At 55.8% G+C, this 13188-nt stretch carries 13 protein-coding genes; 7 read left to right on the forward strand and 6 right to left on the reverse strand.

The genetic code is table 11. From position 1 onward, the window contains the following. Window positions 1-26: 26 nt before the first annotated feature. Window positions 27-623, forward strand: coding sequence for a tellurite resistance methyltransferase TehB (gene tehB / locus USF70_RS06635; RefSeq protein WP_120785304.1), 597 nt, complete (start codon window positions 27-29; stop codon window positions 621-623). Here tehB and pepT read toward each other — a convergent pair. Beyond that, entirely contained in the window at window positions 620-1849 is a 1230-nt protein-coding gene (gene pepT / locus USF70_RS06640; RefSeq protein WP_320735431.1) for a peptidase T, read from the reverse strand. The two genes, tehB and pepT, sit on opposite strands and share 4 nt — an antisense overlap. A 111-nt stretch (window positions 1850-1960) precedes the next feature. Between pepT and USF70_RS06645 the strand changes: the two genes are divergently transcribed. After that, entirely contained in the window at window positions 1961-3556 is a 1596-nt protein-coding gene (locus USF70_RS06645) for an ABC transporter substrate-binding protein (protein WP_167819219.1), read from the forward strand. A 135-nt stretch (window positions 3557-3691) separates the two neighbouring features. Next, window positions 3692-4366: a DUF3313 domain-containing protein gene (locus USF70_RS06650; RefSeq protein ID WP_033145514.1), complete on the forward strand. Its 675-nt coding sequence runs from the start codon at window positions 3692-3694 to the stop codon at window positions 4364-4366. A 34-nt stretch (window positions 4367-4400) separates the two neighbouring features. On the opposite strand, the gene USF70_RS06655 is transcribed toward USF70_RS06650, so the two are convergent. Then, entirely contained in the window at window positions 4401-5297 is an 897-nt protein-coding gene (locus USF70_RS06655; RefSeq protein ID WP_045888391.1) for a DMT family transporter, read from the reverse strand. Window positions 5298-5470: 173 nt separating this feature from the next. Here USF70_RS06655 and USF70_RS06660 point away from each other — a divergent pair, with 173 nt between their 5' ends. Next, window positions 5471-6343, forward strand: a complete 873-nt coding sequence (locus USF70_RS06660) for a helix-turn-helix transcriptional regulator (protein WP_032657103.1) — start codon at window positions 5471-5473, stop codon at window positions 6341-6343. Here USF70_RS06660 and USF70_RS06665 read toward each other — a convergent pair. Then, a complete protein-coding gene (locus USF70_RS06665; RefSeq protein WP_320735432.1) occupies window positions 6323-7489 on the reverse strand; it encodes a benzoate/H(+) symporter BenE family transporter in 1167 nt (388 codons plus the stop codon). The two genes, USF70_RS06660 and USF70_RS06665, sit on opposite strands and share 21 nt — an antisense overlap. A 92-nt stretch (window positions 7490-7581) precedes the next feature. Between USF70_RS06665 and USF70_RS06670 the strand changes: the two genes are divergently transcribed. Further along, complete coding sequence (locus USF70_RS06670; RefSeq protein ID WP_320735433.1) at window positions 7582-8109, forward strand: XRE family transcriptional regulator; 528 nt, start codon at window positions 7582-7584, stop codon at window positions 8107-8109. A gap of 80 nt (window positions 8110-8189) precedes the next feature. Continuing rightward, window positions 8190-10154: a peptidase U32 family protein gene (locus USF70_RS06675; RefSeq protein ID WP_039262504.1), complete on the forward strand. Its 1965-nt coding sequence runs from the start codon at window positions 8190-8192 to the stop codon at window positions 10152-10154. Here the strand turns inward: USF70_RS06675 and USF70_RS06680 are convergent, their stop codons facing one another. Further along, window positions 10155-10385 (reverse strand): DUF2554 family protein, encoded by a 231-nt coding sequence (locus USF70_RS06680; protein WP_039262502.1) that lies wholly within the window; start codon window positions 10383-10385, stop codon window positions 10155-10157. A gap of 245 nt (window positions 10386-10630) precedes the next feature. On the opposite strand from USF70_RS06680, the gene USF70_RS06685 reads away from it, so the two are divergent. Then, window positions 10631-10993 carry a hypothetical protein gene (locus USF70_RS06685; RefSeq protein WP_320735434.1) on the forward strand — a complete coding sequence of 121 codons (363 nt, stop codon included), beginning with the start codon at window positions 10631-10633 and terminating at the stop codon, window positions 10991-10993. Between the two features lie 164 nt (window positions 10994-11157). Here USF70_RS06685 and USF70_RS06690 read toward each other — a convergent pair whose 3' ends face one another. Both USF70_RS06690 and ftrA read right to left on the reverse strand, forming a co-directional pair. After that, on the reverse strand, window positions 11158-11694 hold the full coding sequence (locus USF70_RS06690; protein WP_167819208.1) for a dihydrofolate reductase family protein: 537 nt from the start codon (window positions 11692-11694) through the stop codon (window positions 11158-11160). Window positions 11695-12172: 478 nt separating this feature from the next. Next, window positions 12173-13180, reverse strand: a complete 1008-nt coding sequence (gene ftrA / locus USF70_RS06695) for a transcriptional regulator FtrA (RefSeq protein ID WP_210867198.1) — start codon at window positions 13178-13180, stop codon at window positions 12173-12175. Between the last annotated feature and the right edge of the window lie 8 nt (window positions 13181-13188).

A 13188-nucleotide genomic window follows, 5' to 3' on the forward strand; every position in this document is an offset into this window, starting at 1 on the left:
TTAAACTTATGCAGGCTCAGGAAAAAATAATGACCGTTGATGAGAATTACTTCACAGAGAAATATGGCTTAACCCGCACCCATTCAGAGGTGCTGTTCAGTGCGGCACAGATTAAACCGGGCAAAACGCTGGATCTGGGCTGCGGCAACGGCCGCAACAGCCTTTATCTGGCGGCCAACGGTTACGAGGTGACCGCATGGGACAAGAACCCGATGAGCATCGAGAATATCGAGCGCATTAAGGCGGAAGAAGGGATCGATAACCTCCACACGGCGATTAAAGATCTCAACAACCTCAGTTTTGACGGCGAGTACGATTTCATTCTCTCCACCGTGGTGCTGATGTTCCTGGAGTCAAAAACCATCCCGGGACTTATCGCCAACATGCAGCGCTGCACCAGGCCCGGCGGCTACAACCTGATTGTTGCCGCGATGGACACGGCGGATTACCCGTGCACCGTCGGCTTCCCGTTTGCGTTCAAAAGCGGTGAGCTGAGCAACTACTACGAAGGCTGGGAGTTGCTCAAATACAACGAAGACGTTGGCGAACTGCACCGCACCGACGAAAACGGCAACCGCATCAAGCTGCGCTTTGCCACGATGCTGGCGCGCAAGCCCGCTTAGCGGGCAGCAAGCAGGCAGATCTGCAGGGCGGTGTTGTAAGACGCCTCGAACGACGACAGCGGCAGGAATTCAAACTTCGAGTGGAAGTTATGCGCGCCGGTGAAGAAGTTCGGCGTGAGCAGCCCTTTTGCCGAGAGCGCCGCGCCGTCGGTACCGCCGCGCATGGGCGTCGGCTTCGGCGTGATGCCGAGTGATTCCATTGCCTCGAACATCAGATCGATGGCGCGCCTGTCTTCACCAATCGCATTGCTGATATTGCTGTAGGTATCTTCAATGCGATAGTCCACCCTGGCCGTTGGATACTGGGCGGCAATCAGCGCGGCAACGTCGGCAATCTGCTGCTTGCGGGCAGCAAAGTTGTCCTTGTCAAAGTCGCGGATATTGGCCTTAAGAATGGCCTCGTTCTGGCCGGCCTGCATGCCGTTAAACCAGATATAGCCCTCACGCCCCTCGGTGCACTCCGGCGTTTGCTGGCGGTCAAAATGGTTGATGTAGTCAGTCGCCATCAGCAGGGGATTCACCAGCACGCCTTTGGCGGACATCGGGTGCGCCGTTACGCCGGTAAAGCGGATCTCAGCGGCTGCCGCATTAAAGTTCTCGTAGACAATTTCCCCCAGCTCGCAGCAGTCGATGGTCCAGGCGAAGTCGACGTCAAAGCGCTTAAGGTCCAGCGCTTTTGCACCGTTCAGGCCGATCTCTTCGTCAGGCACAAACGCCACGACGATATCCCCGTGCTGATGTTCCGCCGTCAGGTTTTCCAGCACCGTCATGACCACCGTGACCGCCGATTTATTATCCGCGCCCAATACGCTGGTTCCGTCGCTGAAAATAATCTCCTCATTCGGATACGCCAGAATTTCAGGATGCTCGTTAACCCGCAGCCAGATGTCTTTCTCTTTATTCAGACAGAGATCTTCACCGGTAAACGTTAATATTTGTGGATGAATATCCGGTGATAATCCCACGTCCACGGTATCAATATGGGTAATAAAGCCGATGCGCGGCGCGCCGGGCACGTTGCCTTTTTTTACCGCCGTTACCGTGGCGAATTCATCAATAACAATATCGTCTAACCCCAGCTGTGCCAGCTCCTGCGCCAGCTCCCGTGCCATGTCGTGCTGGCCCGGCGTTGAGGGCAGGGTTTTGACTTTGGGATCGCTCTGGCTGGTGATCGCGAGATAGCGGAAAAAACGGTGCGTTAATTGTCTGGAAAGCGGCGAGCCCATAGTGATTTATTCCTTATTTATTTTTCAGGTGTTTGCCACATCACTTTAATGTTATTTATGAAATGGCAAAAGAATTAATTAGCCGTCGAATTAAAAAGACAGGAATAAATGATGAAAAGCAAACTCACAACTATAACGCTGGCGCTTGCTGCACTCACGGTCAGTTCCACCGTCGCCGCGAAAACGCTGGTGTATTGCTCCGAGGGATCGCCGGAAAACTTTAATCCTCAGCTATACACCTCGGGAACCAGCGTGGACGCCAGCGCCGTGCCGGTCTATAACCGGCTGGTTGATTTCAAACCCGGCACCACGGAGCTGGTGCCAAGCCTGGCGGAGCGCTGGGAGGTGAGCGACGACGGCAAGGTTTACACCTTCCATCTGCGTAAGGGCGTCAAATTCCAGAGCAATAAATCCTTCACGCCGACCCGCGACTTTAACGCCGACGACGTGATTTTCTCGTTTATGCGCCAGAAAGACGTGAATCATCCGTATCACAACGTCTCTAACGGCAGCTATTCCAACTTCGAAAGTCTGGAGTTTGGCAGCCTGATTACCGGCATTGATAAAGTTGATGACCACACCGTGCGCTTTACCCTGGCGCACCCGGAAGCGCCGTTTGTCGCCGATCTGGCATGGTATTTTGCCTCTATCCTGTCCGCGGAATATGCCGACGCGATGCTCAAAGCGGGCACGCCGGAGAAGGTGGATATGGAGCCTATAGGCACCGGGCCGTTTAAGCTGGCGCAGTATCAGAAGGATTCGCGGATCCTGTTTACGGCGTTCGACGACTACTGGCAGGGGAAATCGAAGCTGGATCGGCTGGTGTTTAGCATCACCCCGGATGCCTCCGTGCGGTTTGCCAAAATTGAGAAGAACGAGTGTCAGGTGATGCCGTTCCCGAACCCGGCGGACCTGCCGCGCATGAAGGCGAACAAAGACATCAACCTGATGAGCAAAGCCGGACTGAATACCGGCTTTCTGGCGTTCAATACCCAAAAGCCGCCACTGGATAACGTAAAAGTCCGTCAGGCGCTGGCGATGGCCATCAATAAGCCGGCCATTATTGATGCGGTTTTCCACGGCACCGGCACTGCGGCAAAGAACCTGCTGCCGCCGGGCGTCTGGAGCGCAGACAGCGAGCTTAAGGATTACGATTACGATCCTCAAAAGGCGAAAGCGCTGCTGAAAGAGGCCGGTTTTGCCAACGGCGTGAGCGTCGACCTGTGGGCGATGCCGGTGCAGCGTCCGTACAATCCGAATGCGAAACGCATGGCGGAGATGATTCAGGCCGACTGGGCGAAAATCGGCGTACAGACCAAAATCGTCACCTATGAGTGGGGCGAATATCTGAAACGCGTGAAGGGCGGAGAGCATCAGGCCGCGCTGATGGGCTGGACGACCGCAACGGGCGATCCCGACAATTTTTTTGGTCCGCTATTTACCTGTACCTCGGCAAACGGTGGCTCAAATTCGGCGAAATGGTGCTATAAGCCCTTCGATAACATTATTGCGGAAGCAAAATCAACCACCGATCGCGATAAACGCGTGGCGCTGTATAAAGAGGCTCAGCAAATGATGCATGATCAAATGCCGGCGGTGATGATTGCGCATTCAACCATTTTCGAACCGGTGCGCAAGGAGGTGACGGGCTATGAAATTGACCCGTTTGGCAAACATCTGTTCTGGCAACTGGATATAAATCAGTAATTTTTCACTGCCCGGCACGCTTCCGGGCAGTCTTTTCGCAATTTGTGCTCTCCGCATCATTTTTTGTCACAACAAACCCGTCGGTCTTTTGCTATAACTTCAAATGCATACTTGCAGATAACATGGAAAACTATCATGCGTACTCAAACTTTTTTTAAAGTTGCAGTGCTTACTGGTCTGTTGGCGTTGGCGGGCTGTTCTTCAAAAGTCGCGGCTCCCGAACAATATTCTGGCTTTTTGAAAGACTATTCAGGCTTGCAGCAGACGACGTCTGCGACGGGTAAACCAACGCTGCGTTGGGTTGATCCTTCTTATAACGAAGCTAATTACGACAGTATTCTCTGGACGCCGATTACTTATTATCCTGCGCCTAAACCGACCACTCAAATTGGTCAAAAAACGCTTGATGAGCTGCTGAATTACACCAATAACAAAATGAAAACCGCTATTGGTACCCGTAAGCCAGTCGTGACCACGCCGGGTAAACACAGCCTGATTTTCCGCGGTGCAATTACCGGGGTGAGTTCGCAGAAAGAAGGTCTGCAGTTCTATGAAGTGGTGCCGGTCGCGCTGGTTGTAGCAGGTACGCAGATGGCAACCGGGCATCGCACCATGGATACGCATCTCTTCTTTGAAGGCGAACTGATCGATGCGGCCACCAACAAACCGGTCATGAAGGTGGTGCGTAAAGGCGAAGGTAAAGATCTGAACAACGAAAGTACGCCGATGACCTTTGCGACGCTGAAGCAGGTAGTTGATGACATGGCGACGGACGCCACCATGTTTGATGTGAAAAAGACCGCGAAATAAAATAAAACGGCCTGCTTAATGCAGGCCTTTTTATTTACGCCATTCGTAAGCGTCTGAACCAGGTTTCTGGTTTGGTAAACATCACCATATTTCCCCCCAGAATCAGCAATAACCCCACGATACCGTTGATATGCCAGACGTAGCCTTCATACACCGTTGAGATCGTCAGCGCCACCAGCGGGAAGAGCAGCGTACTGTAGGCCGCTTTGCCCGGACCGATACGTCCCACCAGCGTGAAGTAGGCGCCAAAGGCAATCACCGAACCAAACACGGCCAGATAGAGCAGCGCGCCAATGTAGCTGATGGTCCACTCTGGCGCGAAGCTGTCGCCTCTGAACAGGGCAATGCAGCCCATTACCAGGGTGCCGTAGAGCATCGCCCAGGCGTTGGTGGTCATGGTTTCAAGGCCTTTGCGCTGGTGACGCATGCTGATCATATTGCCCAGCGAGAAGCCGTAGGTGCCGAGCGCGGAGAGACCAATCCCGGTCAGGAGCGACGCGCTCCAGCCGCTGGCCAGCAGATCGTCCCAGAAGAGGGTGACGATCCCAGTCAGGCCCAGTGCCGCCGCCGTCCAGAAACGCGCGGGCGGGCGCTGCCCGAAGAAGATAAAGCTGTTAATGGCGTTATAGAGTACGGCCATGGAGAAGATCACCGATTCCAGCCCGGTGTTGATGTGCGAGGCTGCGGCGTAAAAACACCAGAAGTTAAAGCAGAAAACGCAGCATCCCTGGAGCATACAAAAGAGGTGATCCCGCAGCGCCAGCTTGCGCAGGCGGCGCAGGGCGATTAACACCACCATCATCGTGAGGCTGGCGACGGCGAAACGCCAGAAAATAGAGACGGGCGCCGCTACGGGACCTTGCTGCAGGAAAATCGCAATCCAGGTGGTTCCCCAGATGACCACCACCAGTCCGTATAATAATGCGTTCATATTTTTCTCTTCTCAAACCACGGAAGCCCGCAGTATGCCGCTGAGATCGGTCAGGGGCTTTCACCGGCTTGCGGTCGACTTGCAAAATCTTGCGCTTTTTTCTTTCCCGGGGGCTGGCAACGGGAGACAACTCTTCTTAGACTGATATTCCAGTCAATCACGCGCTTACGGTCATGTCTCACGCTTACGATACCTTTGAAACGCTTTGCCAACAGAATGCGGTCCTGCGGGAAACCGTCTCGCTGAATTCGGGCATTCAGCTGGCAGCGTGGTACAACAAGCACGATACGATAACGGTAAAAAGTAACCACCATACCCTGAGCCTGTACGTGGCGGACGGCTACGAAAGCTACCAAAAAACGCCGGGCGGCTGGAAGAACGGCGGGGGGCCGGACCGTTTCTGCTTGATGCCAAAAGAGAGCGAATCGACGTGGGATATCCGTGATGACCTGTCGTTTGTGCACCTCTACTGCACCGATGAACACCTGCGCGACGTGGGGGAAAAGATCTGGGACAAGCGCCCGCTTTCGCTGACGCTCGACGAGCGCATTTTTGGTAGCGATCCGAAAATCACCGCGCTGTATCGCCAGTTTTTGCTCGGCTGCGACTGGCAGCAGCACGCCAACCAGCTCACCCTGAGCACGGCCTCTACGCTGCTCCTGACCCACCTGCTGCAAAACTACTCTAACGTTCAGTGGAAGCTGCCGGTCGTCACCGGCGGGCTATCGCCATTCGTACTGCGTAACGTGCTGGCCTTTATCGAAGAGAACCTGGGCCAGCCTCTGACGCTGGCTGAACTGGCGGCGCAGGCCGCCCTCAGCGAATACCATTTTGCCCGCATGTTCCGCCAGTCGACGGGGCTGGCGCCGCATCAGTACGTGATGCAGAGGCGAATGGAAAAAGCGAAGGCGCTGGTGCAGAACACGGCGACGCCGCTAACGGACATCGCCCTTGCCTGCGGGTTTAACTCCGCCAGCCACTTCAGCAACCGCTTTCGCAGCGCGACGGGCATGACGCCTTCGCAGCTACGCGCGGCGAGCGCGTGAAAACAGGGCATAGCATACGCCGCCCAGCACCAGCCCCCAGAATGCCGAACCGATGCCCAGGATCGTGACGCCGCTCGCGGTCATCAGGAACGTGACGATGGCCGCGTCGCGCTCCGCCTCCTGGCTCAGTGCCTGATATAAACTCCCGCTGATGGTGCCCAGCAGCGCCAGACCGGCGAGCGTCTGGATCCAGCTGAGCGGCAGAGCGGCCATCAGCCCGGTAATCGAGCCGCCGAAAATCCCCGCCAGCAGATAAAATCCTCCGGCTGCGATGGCCGCCAGCCAGCGTTTACCGGCATCCGGATGCGCATCCGGGCTTTGACAAATGGCGGCAGTAATGGCCGCGATGCAGACAGAAAAGACGCCAAAAGGGGATAACAACAGCGCCAGCGCTCCCGTAAAGATGATGAGCGGCGAGACCGCCAGCGGATAACCGGAGGCTTTCATCGTGGCGAACCCCGGCGCGTTTTGTGAGGCCATAGTCACCAGGAAGAAGGGCACGCCAATACTCACCAGGCTGGTGAAGGTGAACGTAGGCGCAATAAATTCAGGCATTATCAGAGATAGGGTAACCTTGTCAGTGACAACGTCACCGCCCGCCCATGCCACGATACCGCCGACCAGCAGCGTGACCACGATGGCGTAGCGCGGTGCCAGCGCTTTTGCGATCAGCCACGCGGCAATCATGCTGCCGCACAGCAGAAAGTGACCCTCAAGGTGCGCAAACGCGTGCAGGCCAAACTGCAGCAACACGCCTGCCAGCATGGCGGCAGCAAGCGAATGGGGGATCAGCCTCATCAGACGGGCGAAGAGCCCGGTGATGCCGCAAAGTAAAATGAGCGCGTTAGCAAAGATGAACACGCCGATCGTTTCCGGCAGCGTTACGCCGTGCAGGCTGGTGGCGAGCAGCGCCGCGCCGGGCGTTGACCAGGCGGTCAGCACCGGCGCTTTGTACCACCAGGAAAGCGCCAGCGTGCTGACGCCCATCCCAATCCCCAGCGCGGTCATCCAGCCTGCGATCTGCTGTGCGCTGGCACCAGCCGCCGCGGCGGCCTGCCAGATGATGGCGGCCGAGCTGGCGTAACCGACCAGCACGGCGACAAAACCAGCCAGGGCGACTGGAACAAGGTGAGAGGAAGGGCGCATGAAAACTCCGTTGTGCGTTATAACGTCCGATATAAGGTAACACTGTGCGCTATAGCGTACAAGTGGTATGCTGATCGCCATCAGGAGGGACTATGGACATCACACTACACCTTGCAACAACGCTGAAAACGCTGCGCCAGACGCGCGGCTGGAGTTTATCGAAGCTCGCGGACGAGACCGGCGTGTCAAAAGCGATGCTGGGGCAAATCGAGCGCAATGAATCCAGCCCGACGGTGTCGACGCTGTGGAAAATTGCCACCGGGCTGAACGTGCCGTTTTCCGCGTTCATCACGCCAGAGGCGGACCGGCAGGCGGTGTTTGACCCGCAGCAGCAGGCGATGGTGGTCAAACCGCTTTTTCCGTGGGACGAGACGCTCGGGTTTGATTATTTCTCCATCACGCTGGCACCCGGCGCGCTGAGTGAGTCCACGCCGCATGAGGCCGGGGTGATCGAACATGTGGTGGTGGTCAGCGGCGAGCTGGAGATGAAGATTGACGACACGTGGCAGACGATTTCTGCCAATTCGGGCGTCCGTTTCGCCGGCGATAAACCGCACGCCTACCGCAACAGCAGCGACCGGACGGTGCATTTTCACTCCCTGATTCATTATCCCCGCTGACGCTACGCAAAACTGTTTCGCTGACGCATACTTCTGACTACAATAGCCGCCATTTTGACCATAACGGATAACGACGAAGTATGCGCCTGCAATCCCATCATCTTGAACTTTTAAGCCCGGCCCGCGACGCCGCCATTGCCCGTGAAGCGATCCTTCACGGCGCTGATGCCGTCTACATTGGCGGCCCGGGCTTCGGTGCCCGCCATAACGCCAGCAACAGCCTGAGCGATATTGCAGAACTGGTGCCGTTCGCCCACCGTTTCGGGGCGAAAGTGTTCGTGACCCTGAACACCATTCTTCATGATGATGAGCTGGAGCCTGCACAACGTCTGATTACCGATCTCTACCAGGCCGGCATTGATGCCCTGATCGTTCAGGATATGGGCGTGCTTGAGCTGGATATTCCGCCCATTGAACTGCATGCCAGTACCCAGTGCGATATCCGCACGGTCGAGAAGGCCAAGTTTCTCTCCGACGTCGGCTTTTCGCAGATCGTTCTGGCGCGCGAGCTGAACCTGAATCAGATCCGCGATATTCACCAGGCGACAGACGCGACGATCGAATTCTTTATCCACGGCGCGCTGTGCGTGGCTTACTCCGGTCAGTGCAATATTTCCCACGCGCAGACGGGCCGCAGCGCCAACCGCGGCGACTGTTCTCAGGCCTGCCGCCTGCCGTATACCCTGAAAGACGATCGGGGCCGCGTCGTGGCGTTCGAAAAACACCTGCTCTCCATGAAGGATAACGATCAGACGGCCAACCTGGGCGCGCTGATCGACGCGGGCGTGCGTTCCTTCAAGATTGAAGGGCGCTACAAAGATATGAGCTACGTGAAGAACATCACCGCGCACTATCGCCAGATGCTGGACGCCATCATCGAAGATCGCGGTGACCTGGCGCGCGCGTCGGCCGGTCGCACCGAACATTTCTTTATTCCGTCGACGGACAAAACGTTCCACCGCGGCAGCACGGACTATTTTGTGAATGCCCGTAAAGGGGATATCGGCGCGTTTGACTCACCGAAGTTTATCGGTTTACCGGTGGGCGAAGTGCTGAAAGTGGCGAAAGATCACCTTGATGTCGAAGTGACGGAACCGCTGGCGAACGGAGATGGCCTTAACGTGATGATTAAGCGTGAGGTCGTAGGCTTCCGTGCCAATACGGTCGAGAAAACCGGCGAGAACCGCTACCGCGTCTGGCCGAATGAAATGCCCGCCGATCTCTACAAGGCGCGGCCGAACGCGGCGCTTAACCGTAATCTCGATCATAACTGGCAGCAGGCGCTGCTTAAAACCTCCAGCGAACGCCGTATCGCCGTGGATATTGAGCTGGGCGGCTGGGAAGAGCAGCTGATTCTGACCATGACCTGCGAAGATGGCATCAGCGTGACGCATACGCTCGATGGTCATTTCGAGGTGGCAAACAATGCCGAAAAAGCGCTTAACAGCCTGAAGGATGGCGTGGCGAAGCTGGGCCAGACGATCTACTACGCGCGTGCGATCGACGTGGCGCTGCCGGACGCGCTGTTCGTGCCGAACAGCCTGCTTAACCAGTTCCGCCGCGAAACGGCAGAGATGCTGGATGCCGCGCGCCTGGCGCAGTATCCGCGCGGAAGCCGTAAAGCGGAAACCGTACCTGCGCCAGTCTACCCGGACACCCATTTATCCTTCCTCGCCAACGTCTATAACCATAAGGCGCGTGAATTCTATCATCGCCACGGCGTGCAGCTGATCGACGCAGCCTATGAAGCGCATGAAGAGAAGGGCGATGTGCCGGTGATGATCACCAAGCACTGCCTGCGCTTTGCGTTTAACCTGTGTCCTAAGCAGGCGAAAGGGAACATTAAGAGCTGGAAGGCCACCCCCATGCAGCTGGTAAACGGCGATGAGGTTCTGACCCTCAAGTTCGACTGCCGTCCTTGTGAAATGCATGTGATTGGTAAGATGAAAAACCACATCTTCAAAATGCCGCAGCCCGGCAGCATCGTGGCGTCCGTCAGTCCGGACGATCTGATGAAAACGCTGCCGAAACGCAAGGGCAGCTAATTACCGAACGTGCGTGTCCGGTTTGCGCGACTTCTGCCACAGGTGGTGCTCGCGCAAACCCTCCGCCGACTCTTCCGCAGCGCTTCGCAACTCATCGCTGTCGGCTTCATGACGAAGCTGATGCGCCACATTCTTGACCCATAAATACTCGTGTCCTTTGTGCCCGGCCATAAGCTGGCCGGAAAACAGCGCACAGATAAGCATGACGAAAGATAACCCTTTTTTAATCATGGATTCACCGCTGAAAAAGAATGCGGGATAATCATGTCGATTATTTTTTAGGGTTATTATTCAAAAATTAAAATTAGCGAAAAGAAAATGTCAAATAATGTGGGTTCGGAATTACGGTTAAGATATTTCCTAAAAAAACCATGACGCTTTGTAAAGTACCATTTCTGGACCTCAATTAGATATTTGCATTAAGGATAAACCTTATATAATAGTAAGTCTCTGGCTAAGGAACAGGTCATTTCTAAATGAAAAAAATAATAGCGCTTGCGCTTCTGGCGGTTGCTGTTGTGACCGCTGCAGGGATTCGTTATGCAGGTAATGACGAACCAGAATATATTCGTTCTGCGGAAATTCGCGTGGGTTCCTATTTAACCAGCGATTATGGTGGCGTTGCCTGCTCCAGCAAAAAAATAAACGATCGGCGCTGGGAATTAGATTGTACTCATCAGGCAAGAGGAAAAACATTCCAGTTTGCGGTGTATCCCTCTGAAAAAGCACCTTATGGTGTCGCCCGTTCCTTTTATCTTGAAGCCCTTAATGACGACGCAAAACAGAGCGCTGAGCAGGGGCTTCTGCGTTATTTGCAGATCAATACTCATGCAGGTTAATAAGGTTGTTTAGCGTTCGTTAAGACAACAGGTGTTAGGTTGTAAGGGATCCGCAGCCCGGCCACGGAGTGTCGGGACGTAGAGACCAAAACACAAATCTATCCATGCAAGCATTTACCGCCAGTTATTGGCGGTTTTTTTTTGCGCAGGCCGTCGCGATGGTTTTATGGCCTCAGCCGATAATGTGACTGCACCAGACCCGAAGGGAAACTGCGGCTTGATACAAGCGTTAAATCAATATCCTGAGGAAGGGTTCCGAACAGCGGTTTTCCCGCTCCGAGCAGGACAGGAACGGTCGTGATCACCATATCGGCCACCAGTCCTTCGCGCAGGAACGACTGGATCACCTGTCCGCCATCGAGATAGACCCGATGAACGTTCTGCGCAGCGAGATCGTCCAGCACCTCCTTTGGCGTGCGGCAAGAGAACTGCACTTTTCCCTTCAGCGCCTCCGGCACGGTCGTACCGGCCAGCTGTCGGGAGAGTACCAGCACGGGCCGATCGTAAGGCCATGCGTCAAAGGTCAGTACCTTTTCATAGCTACCCCGGCCCATCACGATCCACTCTTTGTCCGCGATGAACGCCTCATAGCCATGATCTTCTGTGGGATCGTCGCGCTGCAGCAGCCAGTCGATATCGTCATTCTGTCGGGCGATGTAGCCATCAAGACTAACCGCGATAAAAACGTGTGTAGTGACCATCAGGTGCTCCGTATTACGAAAATTAAAAAATGAATCTTCCTCTTAGCGGAGAGGGGCCCCTTTGTAAACGTGTATTCTGAAGCAATAAGACTGTCTTCAGAATAATGACAGACTTACAGCGATGCCCTGGTCCGGCTGTAAATCGCCGAAGCGTTTCCATAAGGCCGGGGCGAGGCGCAGGGATGCGCCGAGAGGGCGTGGCCTGCAGGGATGCAGGCTCATGCCCGACCCGATAGCCTGAAGGAATAAGCTGAGGGCACCGCGAAGCGGCGATTTACCGCCGGGAGCCCGGGTCGCCAGGGTGGTGGCGATTGAGCCACCCTGGCACGTTCACAGGTTATGTCGTTAAAGAATAGCAAGGAACATAAAGTGAACGGAATGACCACCACAGCCGTATGTTCCCCCTCACCCCAGCCCTCTCCCTCAAGGGAGAGGGGGGCGTCCGTGCAGGCATTATTTTGTGGGGAACCCTCAACCGTTAGCGGGCAGTACCCGGACGTGAAAATTGTTTGCGATACTGAGCCGGGGAAAGCGCGAACTGCTGGCGAAAATGATGACGCAGTGTCGACGCCTGACCAAACCCGGTCTGTTCAGCGATGCTGTCGATGCTCAACCGGCTGCTTTCCAGATAATCTTTTGCTCTCAGCAGGCGTTCATTGATTAACCAGCGTGCGGGCGTCGTCCCCGTTGCCGCCTCGAAGCGACGAAGGAAGGTGCGCTGGCTCATTCCGACCCGACGCGCCAGGGAGTCGACGCTGTGCGCCTCGATAAGATGCGTGTGCAGAAAGTCAAACAGCTGGCCGAGACGCTGGCTTTCCCGCAGCTGGGCTACCGGGCGGCTCAGCTGTTGTGGCTGTGAACCATCCCGGTGAGGGGGAATGACCAGCCGACGCGCCACGCTGTTGGCGGTTTCCATGCCATAATCCCGCCGCACAACGTGCAGACAGAGATCGATTCCCGCCGCGCTGCCCGCGGACGTCAGAATATCGCCTTCGTCCTGGTAGAGCACATCCTCAACCACGTCGATGTCTGGATAACGGGCTTTAAGCGCGTCGATGTAGCGCCAGTGGGTTGTGGCTTTGCGGCCGTTCAGCAGCCCCGTAGCGGCCAGCACAAATACCCCCGAACAGATGGAGAGCAGCCGGCATCCTCGCGCGCTGGCCTGGCGTAGTGCCTCGCAGAGCGCGTCCGGAACCGGTGAATCCAGCCCCCGCCAGCCGGGAACCACAATCAGGTCCGCAGACGCAAGCAGGCTTAAATCACCATCGGTAACGATGCGGATCCCGCCAATTGCCCGAAGTTCACCGCTGTCCACGCTCGCCACCGCAAAACGATACCATTCATCACCAAGCTCGGGACGCGGCAGGCCGAAGATCTCCACCGCTACGCCAAACTCAAAGGTACACAGACCGTCATACGCCAGCACGACCACCTGCGGGCGGGCAATTTGTCTTAAGTTTGTCATCTTTTTGCTGTTTTCTGGCATAAGCGAAC

The sequence above is a fragment of the Enterobacter sp. 237C8 genome (assembly GCF_034106865.1).
In the GTDB taxonomy this organism is placed as follows: domain Bacteria; phylum Pseudomonadota; class Gammaproteobacteria; order Enterobacterales; family Enterobacteriaceae; genus Enterobacter; species Enterobacter asburiae_B.

What these genes read in the sequence shown, in the direction of transcription:
- USF70_RS06675 (WP_039262504.1), top strand. Translation starts at nt 8,190, where the DNA reads ATGCGCCTGCAATCCCATCATCTTGAACTTTTAAGCCCGGCCCGCGAC.
- USF70_RS06650 (WP_033145514.1), top strand. Translation starts at nt 3,692, where the DNA reads ATGCGTACTCAAACTTTTTTTAAAGTTGCAGTGCTTACTGGTCTGTTG.
- USF70_RS06680 (WP_039262502.1), bottom strand. Translation starts at nt 10,385, where the DNA reads ATGATTAAAAAAGGGTTATCTTTCGTCATGCTTATCTGTGCGCTGTTT.
- USF70_RS06655 (WP_045888391.1), bottom strand. Translation starts at nt 5,297, where the DNA reads ATGAACGCATTATTATACGGACTGGTGGTGGTCATCTGGGGAACCACC.
- pepT (WP_320735431.1), bottom strand. Translation starts at nt 1,849, where the DNA reads ATGGGCTCGCCGCTTTCCAGACAATTAACGCACCGTTTTTTCCGCTAT.
- USF70_RS06660 (WP_032657103.1), top strand. Translation starts at nt 5,471, where the DNA reads ATGTCTCACGCTTACGATACCTTTGAAACGCTTTGCCAACAGAATGCG.
- ftrA (WP_210867198.1), bottom strand. Translation starts at nt 13,180, where the DNA reads ATGCCAGAAAACAGCAAAAAGATGACAAACTTAAGACAAATTGCCCGC.
- USF70_RS06670 (WP_320735433.1), top strand. Translation starts at nt 7,582, where the DNA reads ATGGACATCACACTACACCTTGCAACAACGCTGAAAACGCTGCGCCAG.
- USF70_RS06685 (WP_320735434.1), top strand. Translation starts at nt 10,631, where the DNA reads ATGAAAAAAATAATAGCGCTTGCGCTTCTGGCGGTTGCTGTTGTGACC.
- USF70_RS06645 (WP_167819219.1), top strand. Translation starts at nt 1,961, where the DNA reads ATGAAAAGCAAACTCACAACTATAACGCTGGCGCTTGCTGCACTCACG.
- USF70_RS06665 (WP_320735432.1), bottom strand. Translation starts at nt 7,489, where the DNA reads ATGCGCCCTTCCTCTCACCTTGTTCCAGTCGCCCTGGCTGGTTTTGTC.
- USF70_RS06690 (WP_167819208.1), bottom strand. Translation starts at nt 11,694, where the DNA reads ATGGTCACTACACACGTTTTTATCGCGGTTAGTCTTGATGGCTACATC.